The organism is Butyrivibrio sp. MB2005 (assembly GCF_000424285.1).
GTDB lineage: Bacteria > Bacillota > Clostridia > Lachnospirales > Lachnospiraceae > Butyrivibrio.
Genome location: NZ_AUJP01000012.1, coordinates 62,086 through 84,858 on the forward strand (window position 1 = coordinate 62,086; position 22,773 = coordinate 84,858).

Sequence of the window (22,773 nt, forward strand, 5' to 3'; positions counted from 1 at the left end):
ATAGAGATTTGGAATGGAGTAAATTGCTTTGCGAGGACAGAGTAAGATCTATAAAAAAGAGAGAAGGCTCAAATGATCTACGCAGTGAGTTTGAAAAGGATTATCACAGAATAATCGGCAGTGCGTCTTTTAGACGCCTTCAGGATAAGACACAGGTCTTTCCGCTAGATCAGTCTGATTTTGTCAGAACCAGACTGACTCATTCTTTGGAGGTTTCCTCCTTTTGTAAGTCACTTGGACAAAATATAGCCAGAAAGATTTTGGCAGAGATTAAGGATGAGAGTTTTCTGCCCTCATATCAGCAGGATATCTGCGATATTTTACAGTGCGCAGGACTCCTTCACGATATAGGTAATCCGCCCTTTGGACATTTTGGCGAAACTGTTATCAGAGAGTGGTTCAAGAACAAGCTTCCTGATCAGGAGTTTTCAGGTAAGCCTATAACAGAGATTTTGAATCCTCAGATGCTGGGAGATTTTTATAACTTTGAAGGTAATACCCAGGCGCTTCGCGTGGTATCAAAACTTCACTATCTTGTGGACGAGCATGGTATGAACCTGACAAAGGCTCTGCTTGCAACTATCATCAAGTACCCTGTATCATCCCTTGAGGTGGACAAGAAGAGTCCCGACATCTGCTGTCATAAGATGGGATATTATTATGCGGACAGAGAGCTTTTTAATGATATTCAGGAATCCTGCGGATTAAACGGAAGAAGACATCCTCTTACATTTATTCTTGAAGCGGCAGATGATATTGCTTACAGAACTGCCGACATAGAGGATGCGTATAAGAAGGGACTCATTAGCTTTGACTTGCTGGTACGTGAGCTTGAGAGCAGATGCTTTGAGGATCAGTCCGATAAAATCTACAGACAGCTCCTTGATTCACTTAAATACAGATATGGAAAAGGTATCGAGCTTGGCGTAAGTGATCCGGGTGAATATGCCGTTTCGAACTGGGTTGTTGCTGTTCAGGGTAAACTCATTTATCTTGCTACGGAGGGCTTTGCTGCAAACTACAAGAGTATTATGGATGGTTCCTTTGGAAGTGAACTTCTTGAAGGAAGCGGTAAAGTCTATGGAAGTAAGACGCAAGAAGAGGCTGGTAACAGCAATGACGGCGGAGATAATTCGGGAGATAGACCGGATAATAAAGAGCATGTTGCCGAAGGTAAGCATATCGTTGATGCTCTTGGAGAAATAGCAATTAAGTATGCCTTCAATTCAGAACCAATTTTGAAGATAGAGGTAAGTGCAGATCAGATACTGACGTATCTTTTGGACAGACTGGTTCCTGCGGCAATTCATTTTGACACAGATTCAAAGCTAAGGCCTATTGATTCCAGAATGATTTCTTTTATCTCTAACAACTATAAGAAGATTTATCAGATTTACTCTGAAGGAAAATCTGAGGAAGAAAAGCTTTATCTAAGGCTTCTTCTGGTTACGGATTATGTATGTGGTATGACAGACAGCTATGCTAAGAGACTTTATCAGGAGCTTAACGGACTGATTTGAGTTGTTTTTTCTAATCTGTTAATTGATTACGGGTTAGTTAATGCATTTTTTATAATGGTTTTACTTGCAATTTTTAAGGTCAACATATATGTTAATTTAGTGGTGTGATGAAAATATTGTGTGTGCGATGTAGGTTTTACTTAGCATGAACATGATTCATCAGAAAAAAGATCAGAAAGAGAGAAAATATGGCAAGAGAAATGGTTGTAGTTCTTGACTTTGGCGGACAGTATAAGCAGCTGATAGCCAGACGTGTTCGTGAGTGCAACGTTTACTGCGAGATTCATCCCTATAACATCGGGCTTGATAAGCTTAAAGAGATGAATCCCAAGGGCATCATTTTAACAGGTGGCCCCAACAGTGTGTACGGCGATCAGGCAGTATTGTGTGAGAAGGAGCTTTATGAGCTGGGCATTCCGGTTCTTGGAATCTGCTACGGCGCACAGCTTACTGCATTTTTGAACGGAGGCGAAGTTAAGACAGCGCCTTTAAGTGAGTACGGTAAGACAGAGACTTATCTTGATCCTGCATCTGAATTGTTCGCAGGCCTTACGGAGAACGAGGACGGCGTTCCTGTAAGAGAGGATAGCGAAGGTCATAAAGTAGTTACAACCTGGATGAGCCATACAGACTATATAGCAAAGGCTCCCGAGAGCTTCAGGATTACAGCTCATACACCTAATTGTCCGGTAGCAGCTATGGAGAATGCTGACAGAAAGATTTATGCTGTTCAGTTCCATCCGGAAGTTATGCATACTGAGTGCGGAACTATTATGCTCAGGAATTTTGTAATGAATGTATGTAAGTGTGCAGGCGACTGGAAGATGGCAGACTTCGTTGAGAGAAGTATCGCCGAGATCAGAGAGAAGGTTGGAAACGGCCGCGCTCTTTGCGCTCTTTCAGGCGGCGTTGATTCATCAGTTGCAGCCGTACTTATGAGTAAGGCTATCGGTAAGCAGCTTACCTGCGTATTTGTAGATCACGGTCTTCTTAGAAAGAATGAAGGCGACGAGGTTGAGGCAGTATTTGGACCAAACGGCGCATACGACCTTAACTTTATAAGAGTAAATGCTCAGGACAGATTCTATGAGGCACTTAAGGGTGTTGAAGAGCCTGAGAAGAAGAGAAAGATCATCGGTGAGATGTTCATCCGTGTATTTGAGGAAGAGGCCAAGAAAATCGGAGCCGTTGATTTCCTTGTACAGGGTACTATCTACCCCGATGTTGTAGAGAGCGGAATCGGCGAAGGTGCAGTTATCAAGTCTCACCACAATGTAGGCGGTCTTCCGGATTATGTTGATTTTAAAGAGATCATCGAGCCACTTCGCATGCTGTTTAAGGATGAGGTAAGAGCATCAGGACTTGAGCTTGGTATTCCTGAGCATCTCGTTTTCAGACAGCCATTCCCCGGACCGGGACTTGGAATCCGTATCATCGGTGAAGTTACAGCTGAGAAGGTTCGTATCGTACAGGATGCAGATGCCATCTACCGCGAGGAGATTGGCAAGGCAGCAGCTGCTTACAAGGAAGATAACGGCAAGAATCCCGAATGGCTTCCTGCTCAGTATTTCGCAGCACTGACAAATATGCGATCCGTTGGTGTTATGGGTGATTTCAGAACCTATGATTATGCAGTAGCGCTCCGCGCAGTAAATACATCTGACTTCATGACAGCAGATGCTACTAACGTTCCATGGGAGATTCTGCAGACGGTAATGAACAGAATCATTAACGAGGTTAAGGGAGTCAACAGAGTAATGTACGATCTCACCTCCAAGCCTCCGGGAACAATAGAACTGGAGTAACGGATAATCGCCTGCAAGGCCTGTGTTTATCAGGTTTTGCAGGCTTTTTGTTTTGCCTTTGACGTCGTTTTGTCGTAGATTTGCTCTTTACAATCTATTGATCATTTTGTATAGTAGTCGATGGATTTAGGAAAGTTTTCTTTTCAATAATTCTTTTGAATGGTTGCTTTAATCATAAAGTGGCTAAGATATTCCAAACATATGGATTTATATACCTTTTTGTAAGCGGTGGGGTGAAGCTGGTATATAAGACAAAAATACTTATATGATTTATATACCTATTTGCAAGGTTGTGGAGTAGAGCTGGTATATAAGATAGAAATATACTGATTTCTTATATACTTTTTTCTGCGCTCAATGAATTATTTGAGGTAGGAAGTTAGGAAAAGCAGATAGAAAAGTATATAAGTTATATCTAATTATTTAATTTATATACCTGGCATCGAAGAGTTGTGAGAAATAGGTATATAAATATTGCTTAAGGAGTTCTCTTATATATGTTGTGTAAAAAGGATGAAACCGGCAAGTGGGCTTCTTGAAATTGGAATATAGATACCGTTTGTAATAAGGATTATTGTGAGGAATGAATTAGTATTAGAAATAGGAGATATCAAAACAAAATGGAGGAAGTAAATAATAAAATAGAACAGAGAACTGGATATGACAGTGAATGGATAAGCAAAGTCAGTAGAAGGAAAGCAGTGCTGGAAAAGCTGATCATGGATAGAGAAGCATCAATAAATAGTTCACCGGAAGGCCATTTAAGAGTGCAGGATAGAAACAGCTATGCCTTGTATTATTGGATAAAAAAGACGGGGGATACAAACGGAGAGCTCATACCTAAGAAAAATAGAGATATTGCTAGGAAGCTGGCTCAAAAAGACTATGATAAAAAGCTGGCTAGAGTGATAAAAAAAGAACTCAAGGAGATAACTAAGTATCTTGAGTGTATTAAGGAAAATGATATCAGTTCAATATATGAAGGTTTAAGTGATAAGAGAAAACTGCTTGTAAAGCCGCTTATAACATCGGATGAGGAATATATAAAACGATGGAAAGAAAAACCATATGACCCTATGGGATTTGATGAAGGTTCGGCAGAATACTATTCAGATAGCGGGATAAGAGTCAGATCAAAGTCAGAAATAATTATCGCAAATATGCTGGAGAAATATGGAGTGCCATATAAATACGAATGTCCACTCAAATTAGGGAAAAGAGGTATAGTGAGCCCTGATTTCACATGCCTTAATATTAGGACACGAAAAGAGTATATCTGGGAACACTTTGGGATGATGGACGATGAGAATTATGCTAACAAGAATGTTGCTAAAATCAATTCTTATGAAGAAAGTGGTTATCAATTAGGAAAAAATATGATTATGACTTTTGAAGCTTCTCAACAGCCCATAAATTCTAATATAATAAAGAATATGATTACATCCTGGCTTTTATGAGTAGGGCGGAATAAGGAGTTTGTTGGGTTACTATGGGGAAAGTAATATTCTTAGATATTGATGGGGTTCTTAATTCCAATTTCTGGAATGCTGATCATCAAAGAGAAATAAGTGACGGAAAATACATAGATACTGAAAAGGTTAGGCTGTTGTCGAAGCTTGTGAAAAAAGCTGAGGCAGAGATTATTCTGCATTCTGGATGGAGATTCTGGTTTGACACAGATTTAAAACCTCTTCGTTCAGAGGCAGGTTATCTTGCAGAGCTTTTGAAAAAGAGGGAATGCAATCTTTTGGACCGCAGAGGATGATGGAAAGCTAATTGGTGAGCTGTATGTGTTTCTGAATCTTGATGATAAGGACTTTGCAGATGGCACTAAAACAGCTTACTTATGTGCATTCCGTGTGCAGGAGAATTATCGCAGACAGGGCATAGGAACAGCACTGATCGAGAAGGCGGTAAAAGAGCTGGCAGATAGAGGCTTCACCGGAGTAACCATAGGCGTAGACGAAACAGAAGAACTTAATATAAAGCTTTATAGGCGTCTTGGCTTCAATACTAAGATTAAGGATTGCAATGTGGATCCCTGTGCAATGAACAAGGATATGGAACCTGATTCCTGCGACATATTTTGGCTATTGTATAAGGATATTTCAGGAGTAGAGAATTTGGATAAAGTAACCTTAAACATCATGACCAGAGAACTGTGTCATGAGCTATATAAAAACTGGGAAAACGATGATTCCATATATATGGATATGTCGCTGTTTAAACCGTATAATTATAGGGAGGAAGCGGTTGACAGATACTATGATTCCAAACAGGAACCATCCCGCAGATTGTTTGCAGTAATGCTTGGAGACAGGCCTATAGGCGAGGTCCAGCTTAAGCAGATTGATCAGGACAAAAAAGAATGCACTCTTAGCATTCACATGCAAAATGATGCTGTTAAAGGAAAGGGATATGGGACGCAGGCCGAACGCCTGGCTATCCAGTATGCATTTGAAGAGCTTGGCATGATTGCTGTAAACGCAGATACTGTTGTAAAGAATGTTAGAAGTCAGCATATACTTGATAAACTGGGATTTGAGTTTATCAAAGAGGAAGGCGATTTCAAATATTATAGATTGGAGAAATGATTATGAGTACACACATTGAGCCATTTGAGGCAATGGATTCCAGGCCCTGGAAGATAGTGAATACCTGTACTTTTTTGATAATGAATGGGCGCCGGGAATGCCTGGAACCGCACTTTGCCCGTTAGCTCCTGAGCTTGGTATTAACTGGCCCATTGATATTGACACAAATGATTTAAATCAGATCTCGGAGAAGGATTCAAAGGCTCCGACACTTACAGAACTTCGCAGTAAGCTTGGTATGGATTAGATTATTGCGAATACATAATTTTCTGGCGAATCTATGGAAATTATGTAGTTTACAGGTATGCTTTCAGAAAGAACAGTGCTATAATTGCAATGTTGCTGTCGATAATTAGTAAATTATTTTGGAGGATATCGATATGGTTATGTTTTTAAAGCTTCGAAATTTCTAATAGGCATGAGACCTTAATAAATAGTTTCGTGCCTTGTAATCAGGAACAATAAACTATTTAATTTAAGGAGATTACAAATGGAATTTCAAGACAATATAATAAAAGAGTATTTACGAAATGTTTATTTTATTACAGGTACACCTTGCGGAGGAAAAACTACTGTTTCAAGAGCACTGGGAAAGAAATATGGCATAGCGGTGTATGACATCGATGAGCGTTTTCCGGGGCATCAGGCTATTTCAGATAAAGAGCATCAGCCCAACATGAACAAAGCTTTCAGAGATGCAGATGAGTTCTTCGGAAGAAGTGTTGAGGAGTACAAAAAATGGCTTCTTGATAACACCAGAGAGCAGCTGGATTTTGTGATTTTGGATCTTATGAGACTATCTCAAAATGGTCGTATCATCTGCGATTGTCATTTGACATTGGAGCAGGCGGAAAAATTGACTGATCCATCAAGGATTGTGTTTATGATTCGCGAACCTGTCAATCTGATTGATGAGTATTGCAACAGGCCGGACCATCAGGATTTCAAGGAATTTATAGAAAGTGCTACAAATCCGGAAGCAGCCAAGGCTAACTGTAATGAGACTTTATGTAATCTTAACAGGAAGGTTTACGATTCCATTAAGAAGAGTGAATTCAATTGGATAGAGCGGGATAATAGCAGGTCTGTAGATGATACGGTAAAGCTTGTTGAAAACTGCTTTGGATGGAATTTGTAATAAGATTTTGTAATTAAGAGTGAAAGGAGTTATGCAGAAATACATGACTCCTTTTATTTGACTAGTGAAGCCTATGAGGACGGGCCCGGCAGAACCGGTATGAAAATGTATATCTGAAATCATAAATAATAAAAAGGGGAAAACATGCAGGAAACAACAGAGAAAGTACAAACGGACGATTACAGCGAGCAGCACAAAAAAGCATGGGAGTTTGATGCCTATAACTTCTGGGTTAGGACAGCGGGAACTCCTGCTGAGAGAGCAGCTAAGGATAAAGCGGATCCAAGAAAAATGCTAAAGCAGCATGCGGGTTATTTTGATTCTTTTGAGGGAGTAAAAGTAGCAAATATCTGCGGCTCCTGCGGAAAGAAGGCCATACCGCTGGCGCTTCTTGGATCCGAAGTTACCATATTCGATATTTCCGAGGATAACAAAAAATATGCCATGGAAACCGCAGATGCGGCAGGAGTATCAATAAATTTTGAGGTGTGTGACATCCTTAAGATTGATATGGAAAAGTATGCAGGGTACTTCGATGTGGTATTTATGGAAGGCGGTATTCTCCACTATTTTCATGACATTGGAGAATTCATGAACATCATGTATTGCCTTCTTAAGCCTTATGGAAAACTGATTTGCAGCGATTTTCATCCCTTCACCAAGATAGCTGATATTTTGAAATTCGGTCAGCCCACTCCCGGGTATTTTTATTCGGAGGTATTTGAAGGCGAGATGGCCCATGCCAGGTTCTATGATGAGGAGATTCGCAGGCAGATTCCTAAATGTAAGTACAGGAAGTATACGATTAGCGAAATTATAAACGGCATCATTAGTACGGGATTTACACTGGAGCGTTTTGATGAGCATCCTGCATGGGAGGATGACAAGCTTCCCGGTGAGTTTACCGCTATCGCCAGAAAAGCATAAAGAATTGTAGAAAATTGCAGATTCAATTAAGGTGTTAGTGGTTACTGATTACCGGTAATAAATACGCAGATTGGGAGAAAAAACAGAATGGATTATTGCAGAATTTCAAGCGACAAAATAAACGAACTATGGGAATTGCAGAAGGCCTACAAGAACGAAATAGGCGAGGATGCGCCTTCTGAGCAGGATATGAAGGCTTTGGGAAAAGCTATCGAAAGAGAAGTAATAGAATTTTACGGAGCCTTCGATGGTGAAACTTTGGCCGGCTGCTGCTCTGTTACTAAGGGCTTTTCAACCTTTAACTATGCTGTCAGCGGCGTTTTTGAGGATTTTTACATTGCCCCGAAGTACAGGCACAGTGGGATTGCAAGAGAACTTGTCAGCTATGCCTATACTGAGAGCCAGGTTTGTTCGTTGACAGTTGGATGCGCAGATTGTGACGTAAAAATGTATGAGTCTCTAGGTTTCTCCATACCCCTCGGCAATATGCTTGCCTACGAATAAATGAGGCGATGCTTGCTAAGACAAATGGAATCTTGAAGCTCCCAAAGGACCCGGGGATGTTTGTTGCCTCAAAATAAGAATAAGGTTAAAATATCGCTATGCAAACAAAAAAGATATTAGACCTGAGGATGACAACATGAAAAAACAAATCGGCGTAATTGGAGATATACACAGTAACTATACTGCTTTCAAAACAGCGGTCCAGTATATGACGGAAAGAGGAATAACAGAGTTTATCCTGCTTGGAGACTATGTCTCAGATACCACGGATACTGCCGAAACTATGCAGTATATTTACGAGCTTATAAAAAAATACAAGGTGACAGCAATAAGAGGAAATCGTGAGGATTACCTTTTGGGTCAAAGGAGGGTTCTTCGCGGTGAGTCGGATGCACCACTGTGGCTTTACAATTCTGCCAGCGGGAATCTTCTTTACACCTATGAGCTTTTGACAGATGAGGATTTGGATTTCTTTGAGTCGCTTCCGATCAGCTATAGATACAAATGTGAGGGATACCCTGACATAATCTGCTGTCACGGATCTCCGGTTAACAATCGTGAGCTTCTTTTATTTCACGACGATACTGCGAAAAAGTGGCTTGAAAAGATAGATGCAGATTACATTGTTGGAGGTCACACTCACGTTCAGGGCGAATGCCACCATAATGGGAAGCACTATTTCAACACCGGATCTACAGGTATTGCCATAAGTGCACCGGGGTTGGCGCAGTGTCTTATTTTGCATGGTTTTGATGAAAATGAACCGGAAGGTCCTTCCTGGGAAGCAGAGTTTTTGAACCTGCCCTATGATGTGGATTATGTAATAGATGCCCTTTATGAAAAAGGACTTATGGAAAAAGGAAAATGGTTTGTAGTCAATAATGAGCACATATTAAAAACAGGGAAGGATGTAACCCCTGAACTTATTAATAAGGCCATGATTCTTCAGGAAAAAGAAACAGGAAACCCTGTAGACTGGCCGTATATCGAAGAAGAATACTTTACACAAGCTGCAAAGATTCTTGGAATTCCGGACTACAGGGTTCCCCGTAAGGATGCTATTTAAAGCATTTAATTCAAAATAATATCAACGTTTTGCTGCGTCGCAAATAAGGTCTACACTTGTTTCGATTCCAAGGGATGAGCTTTTTACGCAAAGGTCATAATAAGCCGCATTACCGAATTCGGTATGAGTGTAGTACTTGCAGTATTTTTTTCTTGCCTTATCTACTGAGTGAAGGTGTTCAAGAACCTTATCCTCAGACAGATCGGGCATTTTTTTCTGCATGCGCTCAAGTCTGAAGCGTTCTGAGGCGGCGATGAAAACGTGGAGAGTTCTGTCAAACTCTTTAAGGATAATATTGGCATTACGTCCCACAATTACGCAGTTGCCCTTTTCGGCAACTTTTTTAATTGCTTCTCTTTGTGCTACGAAAAGTCTTTCATCAAGAGGCTTGTTGTAGAAATCAAAAAGGCTCTGTCCAAAGCCCCATTCTCTTGGAACTCGCTCGTCATAGTAGCGAACCTCTTCAGGTGAAAGTGAACCGCTCTCCATGGCTGCCTTTAATATCATATCCTTGTCGCAGTAGTAGTAGCCAAGTCTGTCGGCAACTGCCTGACCTATTGTGCTTCCACCTGCTCCAAATTGTCTGCTGATTGTAATAATATTTTTCATGAATCAATCTTAAAGAACCTTGTTCAGGAAATCGATGGTTCTTTCCTCCTTTGGATTTAATAAAACTTCCTGCGGAGTGCCTTCTTCTACGATGAAGCCTCCATCCATGAATATGACTCTGTCAGCAACTTCTCTGGCAAAGCCCATCTCGTGAGTAACGATAACCATGGTCATTCCGTCTGCAGCCAGGTCCTTCATAACCTGCAGAACTTCTCCGACCATTTCGGGATCAAGAGCTGATGTAGGCTCGTCGAAAAGCATTATATCGGGCTGCATGCAAAGTGCTCTTGCAATTGCAACACGCTGCTTCTGACCGCCGGAGAGCTGACTTGGATAGCTCTCGGATTTATCTTCAAGTCCAACCTTTTTAAGCATGTTCTTAGCTCTTGTTACTGCTTCCTCCTTAGAGCATTTTTTCAGCTGTACGGGAGCAAGTGTAAGGTTGTCCATTATGTTCAGATTGTTAAAAAGATTAAAGTGCTGGAAAACCATTCCGATGTTTTCACGGACACGGTTGATATTAACCTGTTTCTGAGTAATGTCATTTCCATCTATCACAATTGTGCCGGAAGTGACCTTTTCAAGCTTATTGAGACAACGAAGGAAGGTGGATTTTCCTGAACCGGAGGGGCCGATTACACATACCACTTCACCCTTTGTGATCTCTGTAGAAATGTCCTTAAGGACTTCAAGATTACCAAAGCTTTTCTTTAAATGCTCTACTTTAATTTTGATTTCGCCTTTATCTGCCAACGCTAAGCCTCCTTTCAACTACCTTTGCACTTCGTGAAAGGATAGTGATAACAATCAGATACATAATTCCAACGATAGCCCATGTCTGGAATGACATGAAGGTGTTAGCCTGGACATTTTTGGCTGTGTTAACAAGCTCCGGGAATCCAATTACTGACAGGATGGATGTATCCTTCAGAGTGATAATGAACTGATTGATGAATGTAGGAATCATAGTGCGGATAGCCTGAGGCAGTACGACCTTTCTCATGGCCATGCCGTAGGTAAGACCAAGGGAGCGGGCAGCTTCCATCTGACCCTTATCTACAGACTGAATACCTGCGCGGACAATCTCTGCCATATAAGCACCACAGTTAAGGGCAAGACAGATGGTACCAGCCTGAAGTGCAGTGAGACTTATGGAAAAACCGCCGATTATTGTATTAAAGAAATACGGTACTCCAAAATAGACAAAGAACGCCAGAACGATCATAGGCACGCCGCGGATCACATCGACGAAAATCTGGGATATTACATTAGATACTCTGTTTTTCAGAACACCCATGATTCCGAAGATCATACCGATTATACATGCAAAGAACAAACCTAAAAGAGCAAGCAGGAGAGTTCTTCCGAGGGCTACAAGTAGCATCCCTCCGTAAACTGAAATTATTTTAACCATAGAATAAATTCCTCATAGAACCGGGCAGGAAAGACCTGCCCGGCGGATTTGTTGAAACAGCAAACCTTTTATTCACCAAGATATTTAGCAATGATCTCGTCGTAGGTACCGTTTGACTTGATGTTTGCAAGACCCTTGTTGAACATATCAACAAGCTCCTGGTTGTCTGCATTGAAAATAGCGAAACCATAAGCTGCAGGATCGTTGCCCGTGCCATCAACAAGCTTCATTGAGATGCCTGTGTCCTTGATGTTAGCTGCCATGATCGGTGTGTCATCAAATACAGCAGCAACCTGTCCACCTACAACTGCCTGATACATGGTGGGTGAATCCTCAAAGTAAGTGATTGTGAAGCCATACTGATCAGCAAGACTCTCTGCGTATGTAGCACTCATAGAACCTGTCTTTACAGCAACTGCTTTTCCATCAAGGCCATCAAAACCTGTGATGTCTGAAGATGCTTCAACTGCCATACTCTGGTTTGCATCATAATAACCATCTGAGAAGATCCAGCCTGATTCTTTTCTCTCGTCTGTGATTGATGCGCCTGCGATCATACCATCAGCCTGTCCGGCCTGACATGCAGCGATTGAAGCGTCCCATCCAAGAACCTGTACTTCATATTCAAAGCCCTGGTCCTTAGCGACAGCATCGAGGATATCCATATCAATTCCTACGAAGTTGCCGTTGTCATCTGTGTACTCAAAGGGTTTGAAAGCTGTATCTGTTGCGATTTTCCAAACCTTGCCTGAAGCGTCTGATGTAGTAGCTTCTGCAGTCTCTGTTGTCTCAGCAGCTTCAGTCTGTGCAGCGCCATCAGCGGGTGCTTCTGATCCGGAACCACCGCAGCCGGTTGCAGCTACCATTAAACAACTCATTACCAGTGCCAACATTCTTTTTTTCATAACTATATACTCCTTCCTTTTCTGCATTCATCTACGAATGCGGTTACTATTTTCATGCTTTCCTCATTATTATAATAGGAAAACTCCGGGTGCCATTGCACACCTATTGCAAATCTGTGGTTATTCACAGCGATTGCCTCAATAAGTCCGTCTTCTGAAACGGCCATTTTAGTGACTTCCGGGGACAGCTCTTTGATAGCCTGATGATGGTAGCTGTTTACCTCGTGGATTCCACTGCCAATGATTTTTGCTAAAAGCGTGTTGTCAAAAACTTCTACGTCATGGGCTTTTCTATCATAGGGCGGCGTCATGTGATGTTCTACGCTGCACTGATATTCTGTGGGAAGATCCTGATACAAAGTGCCTCCAAGATGTGCATTTAAGAGCTGAATTCCGCGGCAGATACCAAGAAGCGGTTTATCATCACGAAGACATTTGTCTATGAGATAACACTCCATTGTGTCCCTTGTAATGCAGGGCTTTCCGCAGGTCTTTTTTGCTATCTCGCCGTATACATCGGGAGACACATCATGACCGCCTGTAAAAAGCAGACCATTACAAAGACTATATGCTTCATCAAGCTCATCTTCATCAGATGTAAGCGGCAGCATTATGGGCAGACCGCCTGCCTCTTCGATAGCTTTCATATAGCCGGGAAGCATCCAGTAGCTCTCTTTATCATCATCATAAAGCGGAATCAAACCGATAACAGGTCTCAAGATACCCCTCCTCCCAATAAAGACTGTAAGGTCTATAAATCCAAAAAAGGCGCCCACTAATTCTAGCAGACGCCTATGTCTTTATTAGTGAATAATATACCGAATTCCTGAATAATTTGCAAGGTTTTTTAAAGTGCAAATATATTTTCTACTATTTGCTTTGCAGAGCGGTAGATAATCAAATATAATGAAGTTCTGGGTTAATTTTTCTTGTAGGGGATAAAGAGAAAAGTTAAGGGGTAATACAAATGAATAACAAATCTTTTGATTCGAAAAGAATCGCTGAGGGTTACTTGAAGAGGCCATGGCTCCATAAAAGCGTAATGGACAGATTGCTGGAGGATTTAGAACTCTCTGAAGGCTATCTTTTCAGAAACGGTCTGGATGTTGGCTGCGGAGCTGGACTTTCCACAAAAGCACTTAAGCTTATCTGCGAAAAGGTAACCGGAACGGATATCGCTGATTCAATGGTAGAGGTGTGCAAAGAGATCTACAGCGATAAGGCTTTTTCTTTTTATGTGGCAAAGGCTGAGGAGACCAAAGTGCCGGATGAAAAATACGACATCGTCACGGCAGCAGGCTGCATAAACTGGGTTGATGAAAAGCGGTTCATGGAGAATATGAAAGAGGTAGTTTCTGATAAAGCTCTGATAGTTATCTATGATTTTGGTATCACTGATAAAATGGCAGGAAACAGCGCTTATACAACATGGTACCAGAATGAGTATCTTAAGAAGTTTCCCAAACCACCAAGAAAAGAGAATAAATGGAGCCAGCAGGATCTGATTGACGGATTCAGAATGGAAAAGCAGACAGAGTATGAGATGGAGTATGGTTTTACTCTTGAAGACTTTGTAAACTTTATGCTTATCCAGTCCAATGTTAATGCCAGAATTGAAGGCGGAGAAATATCGGAAGATGATGCCAGAAGCTGGATGATGGAGTCACTAAGACCTGTTTTTGAAGACCTTGAAAGGAAGCTGATTTTCTACGGCTACAGCTGGTATATAAGGAAAGAGTGATGTTATGCATTTTGTAGATGCAAAAGGAATACTCATAACAAGCGACGGGCGCTGTGGGATGAACATTTACAGAGGATGTACCCACGGCTGTATTTATTGTGACAGCAGAAGTAAGTGCTATCAGTTCACACATCCCTTTGAGGATATCGAGGTTAAGCAGAATGCGCCGCAGCTTTTGGAGGCTGCCCTTAAATCAAAGAGGAAAAAGTGCATGATAGGCACAGGCTCCATGTCTGATCCATATATGCACTGTGAGGAAGAGCTCGGACTGACAAGAAGGTGTCTGGAGATAATTCATCAATATGGATTTGGCCTTGCCATTCAGACAAAGTCCGACAGGATTCTCAGAGATATCGATCTTCTTGATGAGATAAACAGGAAAACAAAGTGCGTTGTTCAGATTACACTTACTACCTTTGATGATGAGCTTTGCAGCATTTTGGAGCCTAACGTATGTAACACCAAAAGAAGGATAGAGGTTCTGTCTAAGATGCAAAAAAGAGGGATTCCCACAGTAGTATGGCTGTCTCCCATTCTTCCTTTTATAAATGATACGGAGGAAAACGTGGGACAGATACTTGATGCCTGCGCACAGACAGGGGTTAAGGGCATCATCAATTTTGGTATGGGACTTACTCTGAGAGAGGGTGACAGAGAGTATTATTATGCTGCTTTGGATAAGCATTTTCCGGGGCTCAGGCAAAAATACATTACTACCTATGGCAATGCCTATGAGGTTCCAAGTCCCAATTCAAGGGCACTGTTTGCGCTTATGCGAAGGGTTTGCAAAGCTAACAATATGATGTATAAGCCGGATGATTGCTTTTCATATATGAATGAGTTTCCGGAAAAATTTAAACAGATGAGTCTGTTTGATTTCACCTAAGATAAACCACATAAAGAAATAGAAAAAATAAGACAGCGAGGTTCGATTTAATTTTGTATTTTTTATGGATGACAGAGAAGGAAGATTTTAATAGAAAGGATATTGGGGTAAATAGAAGTGAAAAAGATAGTAATTAAGATAGCAAAAATCATTTTGGGAGTATTGTTGGTGCTGATAATTGTGGGCACCATCGGAATGGCAAAGCTTGTTACAGACGGCGTGTTTTATCAGAATAAGGGCAACGATACCCAGGGAAATTCAATTAAACAGATGGCGACATATGGTTTTGATCTGGATGGTTTTAATGAAGCACATAAAGGCGTGGAGATTTCTGCAACAGCAGAGGATGGAAATGTTGTTCCGGGAACATATTTTGATATGGGCAGTGACAAGTGCGTAATACTTGTTCACGGCGCAGGCGGAGACAGAGTAAGCACTTATCCTCTTGCACAGCAGTACTTAGAGAGAGGCTATGATGTAATTGCTTTTGATGACAGAGGTCACGGACTTAATCCTGATGAAAAGGTGACTTTTGGAGTTCATGAAGCACTTGATGTAAAGGCTCTTGTAAAGTATGCAAGAAATGATCTTGGAAACAGTGAAGTCATCGTGCATGGTCAGTCCATGGGGGCTCAGGTTACAGCGGTTTATGCATCAAATGTAACACCCGGCGCGGAAGATGCGGCAGATGCGGTTATCTGTGACAGCCCTGTTCCCGGTATGGAGTATATGATCAGAAGTGTTATTGCAGATGATGATCCGGTAGAGATGGAGTCATTTGTGACATCATATTTTATAGAAACCGGAAAACTTTACTCAAAGCTTTTCTATCATGTTAACTGGGATGATGGCGATACAATCAAGGTTGTAGCAAATGATCAGCTTCCTACACTGATTTTTGTATCAGAAAAGGATACAGTTTGCCTTCCTGAGATGGTTGAAAAAGTATACGAAAATGTAGGAAGCCAGGTAAAGAGTATTGCATACGTAAACAGCGCTCACATTGAAGGAGTAATTGATGATCCTGCAGGCTACATGGAATATGTCGATAACTTCCTTGCTAATGCCGGATTATAAAGGGCATAAAGCGAAATTTAAGAAATAAAAAGTAATTTGGAGTTTAGTAATGAAAGAAAGAGAATCAATTGGAAGCAGATTGGGATTTATTCTGCTTTCAGCAGGGTGCGCAATAGGAATCGGTAATGTGTGGCGATTCCCATACATGGTTGGAGAAAATGGCGGCGGTCTCTTTGTACTTGTCTATGTATTGTTTTTACTTATTCTTGGAGTGCCGATAATGACCATGGAGTACGCCATAGGAAGATCAAGTCGTCTCAGCGTACTTTCAGCATTTAAAAAGCTTGAGCCTAAAGGCAGTAAGTGGCATATTTACGGATACTTTGCCATCGCAGGAAACTATATTCTTCTTATGTTTTATTCCGTAGTGTCCGGATGGATACTCAGATATTTTGTGCTGGCTTTGATGGGAGCTTTCCAGGGTCAGAGTCCTGAAAAAATAGAAGAGCTTTATGGCACAATGATGAGCAGCCCAAGAATCCTGATATTCTTTATGGGTGTCACAATGCTGATAACTGTGTTCATCACTTCCATGGGTCTTGAAAAGGGAGTTGAAAAGATCACGAAGATAATGATGATCATGCTGATCATTATAATGATCGGACTTGGTATCTATTCACTGATGCTTCCCGGATCAATCGAAGGCGTTAAGTTTTATCTTATGCCCAACATGGAAAATGTCAGAAAAGTAGGTATCGGAAACGTACTCTACGGCGCTTTGAACCAGAGCTTTTTCACACTTAGCCTTGGAATGGGCGGTATGGAGATTTTTGGCAGCTATATAAAAAAGGATCGAAGCCTTGTGGGCGAAGCTATGCTGGTGGCAGGTCTTGATACCTTTGTTGCAATAGTTGCAGGTCTTATCACTATTCCTGCCTGCTTTGCATACGGAGTAGCACCGGATAAGGGACCAAGCCTTATTTTCATAACCCTTCCCAATGTGTTTGCATCAATGAGGGGCGGCAGAATAATCGGAAGTCTCTTCTTCCTTTTCATGTACTTTGCGGCTCTTTCCACTATGGTTGGTGTATTTGAAAATGATGTAAGTTTCTCAATAGACCTTTTGGGATATGACAGAAAAAGGGCAGCAGCCTTTGCAGGCCTTGTTATCACTTTGGGATCAATTCCCTGTGCCCTTGGCTTTAACTTATGGAGCGATTTTCAGCCTCTTAAAGCAGGCAATTGCATAATGGATCTTGAGGACTTTTTTGTAAGTAATCTGGTGCTGCCTATAGGATCACTTATATGCTGCCTGTTCTGTACAAGCAAGTACGGCTGGGGATTTGATAATTATATTGAAGAGGTCAACAGCGGTGTTGGTATCAAAATGAGTCTTGCCCTTAAGTGGTACTTTAAGCTGGTACTTCCCGTGATTTTGGTATTTCTTACTGTTTTCGGACTTTGGAGCTATTTTGCATAATACATAACAAATCATTTAGAATATATAGAACTTATTAACCTTGGTTTTTTGGAAGGAAAAATAATGAGCATTTTGAACGTTGAGCATCTCACACATGGTTTTGGCGACAGAGCTATTTTTGATGATGTATCATTCAGACTTCTTAAGGGCGAGCATATAGGCCTTGTGGGAGCAAACGGTGAAGGTAAGTCCACATTCATGAATATAATTACAGGCAAACTTATGCCTGATGCCGGTAATATTGAGTGGGCCAAAAATGTTAAGGCGGGCTATCTTGATCAGCACGCAGTACTTAAGGAAGGAATGACAATAAGAGACGTGTTGGCATCTGCTTATGAGCCCCTTTATGAGATGGAGCGCAGGATGAATGAGATCTGCGATGCCATGGGCGAAGCGGACGAGAAGCAGCTTGAAGCATTGATGGAAGAGCTTGGTACCATTCAGGATCTTTTGACCAATCATGATTTTTATCTTATAGATTCTAAAATAGATGAGGTATCAAGAGCTCTTGGCTTTCTCGAGCTTGGTCTTGACAGGGACGTAACGGAGCTTTCCGGAGGACAGCGTACAAAGATACTGCTTGCAAAGCTCCTTTTGGAAAAGCCGGACATCCTTCTTTTGGATGAGCCTACAAACTATCTGGATGCCGAGCATATCGTCTGGCTTACAAGATATCTGCAGGAATATGAGAATGCTTTTATTCTGATCTCCCATGATATACCTTTCCTTAACAGCGTGGTAAACATAATTTATCACATGGATGGTACAACCCACAGCCTTGAGCGATATGTGGGTGACTACGATAAGTTCATGGAAGTCTATGAGATGAAAAAGGCACAAAGAGAGGCTGCCTATAACAGACAGCAGCAGGAAATTGCTGATCTTAAGGACTTTGTCGCAAGGAATAAGGCACGAGTTGCCACAAGAAACATGGCAATGGCCAGACAGAAAAAGCTTGATAACATGGAGCTTATCGAGAAGGTACAGGAAAAACCAAAGCCGGAATTCTATTTTAAGACTGCAAGAACTCCCGGCAAGGTTCTTTTCGAGACTAAGGATCTGGTCATCGGATATGATGAGCCCTTATCAAGTCCTCTTAACCTGATGATAGAGAGAAATACTTTCGTGGTACTGACAGGAGCAAACGGCATCGGTAAAACCACACTTTTAAAGAGCCTTCTTGGTCTTATTCCTTCTCTGTCAGGATGGGTACAGCGCGGGGAGCATGTGGAGATAGGATATTTTGAGCAGGAAATGTCTCCTGATATCGAAACCACATGCCTTGAAGAGATATGGAATGAGTTCCCTTCCTTTACACAGTATGAGGTTCGCTCTGCTCTTGCCAAGTGCGGACTTACTACCAAGCACATAGAGAGTAAGTGCAAGGTTTTATCAGGTGGCGAGCAGGCAAAGGTCAGACTCTGCAAGCTCATGAACAGAGAGTCCAACATACTTGTACTGGATGAGCCGACAAACCATCTTGATGTTGATGCGAAGGAGGAACTTCACAGAGCGCTTAAGGAATACAAGGGTACAGTTCTTATGGTATGCCATGAGCCTGATTTTTATGAGGATCTTGCTACGCAGATTATCGACTGCACCAAGTGGACCACCAAGCTTTAATCTGACTTACAGCCCCGGTAATTGATTTTTTATAAGTCCTTTACCGGGGCTTATATATTGTATAAAATTAAATAAAAAAGTAAGGAGCGCAGATACTAATGGCAAAAGAAGTATGGCAGCCCGGAAATATGCTTTATCCCATTCCCGCAGTTATGGTGAGCTGTGGCAGAGAAGGTGAAAAGCCAAACATCATAACAGTTGCATGGGCAGGAAATATATGCAGCTCTCCGGCGATGCTTTCCATATCCGTAAGAAAAGAAAGATATTCCTACGACATAATAAAAGAGACAGGGGAGTTTGTTGTAAACCTGACAAATACTGAGCTTACAAGGGCCACCGATTGGTGCGGCGTAAGATCAGGAAGAGACTATGACAAATTCAAGGAGATGCACCTTACTCCTCAGAAGTCCCAGAAGATAAGTGCCCCGGGAATAGAAGAGAGCCCTGTAAATATTGAATGTAAGGTAAAACAGGTACTTGAACTTGGAAGTCACGACATGTTTGTGGCTGAAGTTGTGGCAGTTACCGTGGATGAAAAATATCTGGACGAGAAGGGCCGCTTTGACCTTGTGGCAGCGGATCTTGTGGCATATTCTCATGGCGAATACTTTAAGCTTGGCAAAAAGCTTGGAAAGTTTGGTTACAGTGTAGCTAAGAAGCCGGCTAATAAGTCATCAAAAAAGGCCGGAAATAAGCAGGGTAATAAAAAGAGTCACAAAAAGAAAAAGTAACCTAGGCATAAATAATTAAAGGACAAAACAGGAGGTAAGGGTTATGGCAGTGGAATTTATGCGCACAGGACAGCAGGGAATTCTGGTGTGGGATACAGATACAGGCTATAAGTTTGGTATAGATCTGTTTCTTTCCGATATGGATGGAAGACAGGTGAAAAATATAGTGAATGTAGAGGATCTGTCAGATGTAAGTCTGATATTTGGTACTCATGATCATGTTGACCACATCGACAGAGAGGCATGGAAAAAGATAGGAAAGCTTTATCCTTCCATTAAGTTTGTAGCACCTATAGCCTTTAAAGATGATCTGCCTGGAGACCTCGATATCAGCGCCGACAGATTTATTTTTGTTGATGAAAATATCAGTGCTGATGAAGGACCCGTGCATATCGAGGCGATTCCTGCAGCTCACGAATTCCTTGATACCGGAGAGGATGGAACACACCCTTATCTTATCTATATTGTTACCTTTAATGGGAAAAAGATCTGTCATCTGGGAGATACCTGTCTCTATGAAGGCATTTACGGAAAGCTCAGAGAAAAGGGGCCATTTGATGCAATGTTTGTGCCCATTAACGGAAGAGATGCAAGAAGACTTAGAGAGGATTGCATTGGAAATATGACCTATCAGGAGGCAGCAGACCTTGTGGGTACACTTAAGCCCGGCCTTGCAGTTCCCGGTCACTATGACATGTTCCTCTTTAACAGTGCTGACCCGAAAGAATTCAAAGACTATATAGATATTAAATATCCAGGTCAAAAAACAGAGATTTTTGAAGTTGGGAAAGCTGTACAAATGCAGTAAACAGCTGCATTTTTCCTAAAAAATTATTTTATTATTTAGAGAATTAATAGATTTGTTTGATAGAGTATTAGTATGATGTACTGTTTGTTTTTATGAGGTTTTTTAATGACAGCACAGAGTACGAAATACTATGGATACGATAAAGCTACATATGAAGATTGCAGGCAGCTGATCGATGATACCAACTGGAATCATATTAATATTCTCAGTCTATGGTTCATCATCGTTAATTTGTTTTGCGTCATTTTTTCACTGCTTGATCTTTTTAGTGTAAACCAGGTTGATATTAAGTTTTATATCACCTATGGTGCTATTTCTATAGGCACTTTTGCTTTTTCAAGATGGTTTCAGAAAAAGTATCCTCATAAGTTTGTAAAACTACAGCTCCTTTTAGGCATCCTTTTGTGGATGGTATACAGTATTCAGCTTTCTGTCAGTCAGCCGTACATGGCAGCCACCATGTTTATGATCATGCTGGTGGTAATTTCATTTTCTTTTATAACAAATATGCTTAATATGCTGATGATAATAGCTGTGCAGGTTTCAGTTTTTGTCTATTCATCATACCTGGTTAAGCCTGCATCCATAGTAATGCAGGATATTTACAACGCAGTAACTTTCACGGGTCTTGCCGTTATCCTGCACTTTGCATTCCAGAGAACAAGGATGCAGCAGTTTGTAACCTATCAGAAGAATACCCAGATTCAAAGAGAACTTGAGATACAGTCAAGCTTTGATGCCCTGACATCTCTTCTTAACAGAGGCAGGTTTTTCTCCCTTGCAGGCAATGTACTTAATAATCCCCACGATGAATACATGGCTGTTTGTCTTCTTGACCTTGATGAATTCAAGCAGATAAATGATAAGCTTGGACATCAGATGGGTGATAAAGCCATACAGGTGGCGGGAACAACTATTATAGAAAACCTGAACATAGATATGTCTGAAAAATGGAGATTCCAAGAAAAGGTTCTTGAGGAAAAGCAGAGCTTTCCCGGAAGGCTTGGCGGCGATGAATTCATAGTTATGATCCGCGGAGCATCAGACAGAGAAGAGGTTACAAAACTGCTTCAGAGTATGCTGGATTCTCTTAATCATGTGGAAATAGGCGAGCTTCACGGCATACATGCATCCTTTGGTGTGGCAGAAATTTTGCCGGAAGACCGCGATATAGATAAGGCTTATAAGAGGGCAGACGAAGCCCTTTATGAGTCAAAACGCGCAGGTAAAAATCAGATCAGATTCAGTAATGTAGAAGGACAGGGAGGCGGACTATGATTTCAATGGAATCTAAAGTTTTTGATCTTCTGGTTCTTTGTATGTTTGCTGCATTTCTGATCGCTATCGTTTCAACATACAATTCATTTATTGAAAAGAAACGTTCCCTGCAGCTAATGGAGATACTGATAGGAATACTGGAAGCAGATGATCCGAACCTTGACGGACATTCACTACATGTACATAACCTTTGTATGGCCATCTATGAGTTTTTGCCCTACAGCTACAGATTAAAGGTGAGACAGCGGGATCTTCACTATGCATCACTCCTTCTTGATATCGGTAAGCTTGCGATTCCAAGGGAAATCGTGGGACACTCAGGTAAGCTAGGTCAGTCTCAGTGGGAAATTATGAAAAAGCATCCCGACTTTGGAGTTGAGATACTTGATGATATAGATGGGTTTCCCAAGGTAAAGGAGTATATTCTTTATCATCATGAGCGCATAGACGGCAATGGTTATCATCAGCTTACAGGAGATCAGATACCCCTTGGAGCTAAGATCATAGCAGTTGCGGATACATATTCTGCAATAACAATGAATCGTTCCTACAGAGCAACACTTCCCTATGCGGCAGCAGTTTCAGAGCTTAAGCTGGCAGCGGGAAAACAGCTTGATGAATACCTTGTTAAGGTTTTTTGCAACATCCCTATGAATAAGATTGATGAATGTTTGGAAGATGTCAGAAGAAAGATGGATAGATTTTCTTATGAAGGAAAGGACTGAAA

General features: G+C 41.4%; 23 protein-coding genes and 1 pseudogene. 19 read left to right on the plus strand and 5 right to left on the minus strand.

Annotated features, from left to right (window positions below; translation table 11 throughout):
* Positions 1 to 8 precede the first annotated feature (8 nt).
* The 10 genes and pseudogenes from dgt (at position 9) to G610_RS20225 (ending at position 9,554) form a co-directional block, all read left to right on the plus strand.
* On the plus strand, positions 9 to 1,520 hold the full coding sequence (gene dgt, locus G610_RS0108030) for a dGTP triphosphohydrolase (RefSeq protein ID WP_026524387.1): 1,512 nt from the start codon (positions 9 to 11) through the stop codon (positions 1,518 to 1,520).
* A gap of 188 nt (positions 1,521 to 1,708) precedes the next feature.
* Positions 1,709 to 3,325 carry a glutamine-hydrolyzing GMP synthase gene (guaA, locus tag G610_RS0108035; protein ID WP_026524388.1) on the plus strand — a complete coding sequence of 539 codons (1,617 nt, stop codon included), beginning with the start codon at positions 1,709 to 1,711 and terminating at the stop codon, positions 3,323 to 3,325.
* 620 nt (positions 3,326 to 3,945) lie between these two features.
* On the plus strand, positions 3,946 to 4,782 hold the full coding sequence (locus G610_RS20210) for a hypothetical protein (protein WP_051197843.1): 837 nt from the start codon (positions 3,946 to 3,948) through the stop codon (positions 4,780 to 4,782).
* A gap of 32 nt (positions 4,783 to 4,814) precedes the next feature.
* Positions 4,815 to 5,090: an HAD domain-containing protein gene (locus tag G610_RS20215; RefSeq protein WP_051197846.1), complete on the plus strand. Its 276-nt coding sequence runs from the start codon at positions 4,815 to 4,817 to the stop codon at positions 5,088 to 5,090.
* Positions 5,091 to 5,115: 25 nt separating this feature from the next.
* Complete coding sequence (locus G610_RS22110; RefSeq protein WP_051197847.1) at positions 5,116 to 5,919, plus strand: GNAT family N-acetyltransferase; 804 nt, start codon at positions 5,116 to 5,118, stop codon at positions 5,917 to 5,919.
* 40 nt (positions 5,920 to 5,959) lie between these two features.
* Positions 5,960 to 6,166 (plus strand): annotated as a pseudogene (locus G610_RS22650) (hypothetical protein); the annotation flags it as partial.
* A 243-nt stretch (positions 6,167 to 6,409) separates the two neighbouring features.
* On the plus strand, positions 6,410 to 7,057 hold the full coding sequence (locus tag G610_RS0108060; protein ID WP_026524390.1) for an AAA family ATPase: 648 nt from the start codon (positions 6,410 to 6,412) through the stop codon (positions 7,055 to 7,057).
* Positions 7,058 to 7,201: 144 nt separating this feature from the next.
* The gene (locus tag G610_RS0108065) at positions 7,202 to 7,984 is read left to right on the plus strand and encodes a class I SAM-dependent methyltransferase (RefSeq protein ID WP_026524391.1); all 783 of its coding nucleotides are present in this window, start codon (positions 7,202 to 7,204) and stop codon (positions 7,982 to 7,984) included.
* Between the two features lie 87 nt (positions 7,985 to 8,071).
* Positions 8,072 to 8,488: a GNAT family N-acetyltransferase gene (locus G610_RS0108070; RefSeq protein WP_026524392.1), complete on the plus strand. Its 417-nt coding sequence runs from the start codon at positions 8,072 to 8,074 to the stop codon at positions 8,486 to 8,488.
* Positions 8,489 to 8,624: 136 nt separating this feature from the next.
* Positions 8,625 to 9,554 (plus strand): metallophosphoesterase family protein, encoded by a 930-nt coding sequence (locus G610_RS20225; RefSeq protein ID WP_035797260.1) that lies wholly within the window; start codon positions 8,625 to 8,627, stop codon positions 9,552 to 9,554.
* Between the two features lie 21 nt (positions 9,555 to 9,575).
* On the opposite strand, the gene G610_RS0108080 is transcribed toward G610_RS20225, so the two are convergent.
* The 5 genes from G610_RS0108080 to G610_RS0108100 all read right to left on the minus strand — a co-directional run bounded on the left by G610_RS0108080 (position 9,576) and on the right by G610_RS0108100 (position 13,201).
* Positions 9,576 to 10,163 (minus strand): cytidylate kinase-like family protein, encoded by a 588-nt coding sequence (locus G610_RS0108080; protein WP_026524393.1) that lies wholly within the window; start codon positions 10,161 to 10,163, stop codon positions 9,576 to 9,578.
* A 9-nt stretch (positions 10,164 to 10,172) separates the two neighbouring features.
* Complete coding sequence (locus tag G610_RS0108085) at positions 10,173 to 10,916, minus strand: amino acid ABC transporter ATP-binding protein (protein WP_026524394.1); 744 nt, start codon at positions 10,914 to 10,916, stop codon at positions 10,173 to 10,175.
* Entirely contained in the window at positions 10,906 to 11,577 is a 672-nt protein-coding gene (locus tag G610_RS0108090) for an amino acid ABC transporter permease (RefSeq protein ID WP_026524395.1), read from the minus strand. The genes G610_RS0108085 and G610_RS0108090 overlap by 11 nt, the downstream gene beginning before the upstream one ends.
* 68 nt (positions 11,578 to 11,645) lie before the next feature.
* Positions 11,646 to 12,482, minus strand: coding sequence for a transporter substrate-binding domain-containing protein (locus tag G610_RS0108095; protein ID WP_026524396.1), 837 nt, complete (start codon positions 12,480 to 12,482; stop codon positions 11,646 to 11,648).
* Between the two features lie 2 nt (positions 12,483 to 12,484).
* Positions 12,485 to 13,201, minus strand: coding sequence for a gamma-glutamyl-gamma-aminobutyrate hydrolase family protein (locus G610_RS0108100; RefSeq protein WP_051197849.1), 717 nt, complete (start codon positions 13,199 to 13,201; stop codon positions 12,485 to 12,487).
* Positions 13,202 to 13,449: 248 nt separating this feature from the next.
* Here G610_RS0108100 and G610_RS0108105 point away from each other — a divergent pair, with 248 nt between their 5' ends.
* From G610_RS0108105 to G610_RS20235, 9 genes are all read left to right on the plus strand, one after another.
* Complete coding sequence (locus G610_RS0108105; protein ID WP_026524398.1) at positions 13,450 to 14,223, plus strand: class I SAM-dependent methyltransferase; 774 nt, start codon at positions 13,450 to 13,452, stop codon at positions 14,221 to 14,223.
* Between the two features lie 4 nt (positions 14,224 to 14,227).
* Entirely contained in the window at positions 14,228 to 15,109 is an 882-nt protein-coding gene (locus G610_RS0108110) for an SPL family radical SAM protein (RefSeq protein WP_026524399.1), read from the plus strand.
* 117 nt (positions 15,110 to 15,226) lie between these two features.
* Entirely contained in the window at positions 15,227 to 16,186 is a 960-nt protein-coding gene (locus G610_RS0108115; protein ID WP_026524400.1) for an alpha/beta hydrolase, read from the plus strand.
* 49 nt (positions 16,187 to 16,235) lie between these two features.
* Complete coding sequence (locus G610_RS0108120; RefSeq protein ID WP_026524401.1) at positions 16,236 to 17,606, plus strand: sodium-dependent transporter; 1,371 nt, start codon at positions 16,236 to 16,238, stop codon at positions 17,604 to 17,606.
* Between the two features lie 63 nt (positions 17,607 to 17,669).
* Positions 17,670 to 19,229, plus strand: a complete 1,560-nt coding sequence (locus G610_RS0108125) for an ABC-F family ATP-binding cassette domain-containing protein (protein WP_026524402.1) — start codon at positions 17,670 to 17,672, stop codon at positions 19,227 to 19,229.
* Between the two features lie 98 nt (positions 19,230 to 19,327).
* On the plus strand, positions 19,328 to 19,960 hold the full coding sequence (locus G610_RS0108130; RefSeq protein ID WP_026524403.1) for a flavin reductase family protein: 633 nt from the start codon (positions 19,328 to 19,330) through the stop codon (positions 19,958 to 19,960).
* 43 nt (positions 19,961 to 20,003) lie between these two features.
* Positions 20,004 to 20,768 (plus strand): MBL fold metallo-hydrolase, encoded by a 765-nt coding sequence (locus G610_RS20230; protein WP_051197850.1) that lies wholly within the window; start codon positions 20,004 to 20,006, stop codon positions 20,766 to 20,768.
* A gap of 105 nt (positions 20,769 to 20,873) precedes the next feature.
* Positions 20,874 to 22,046 carry a GGDEF domain-containing protein gene (locus tag G610_RS0108140; RefSeq protein WP_026524404.1) on the plus strand — a complete coding sequence of 391 codons (1,173 nt, stop codon included), beginning with the start codon at positions 20,874 to 20,876 and terminating at the stop codon, positions 22,044 to 22,046.
* The gene (locus tag G610_RS20235; protein WP_051197852.1) at positions 22,043 to 22,771 is read left to right on the plus strand and encodes an HD-GYP domain-containing protein; all 729 of its coding nucleotides are present in this window, start codon (positions 22,043 to 22,045) and stop codon (positions 22,769 to 22,771) included. The genes G610_RS0108140 and G610_RS20235 overlap by 4 nt, the downstream gene beginning before the upstream one ends.
* Positions 22,772 to 22,773 lie beyond the last annotated feature (2 nt).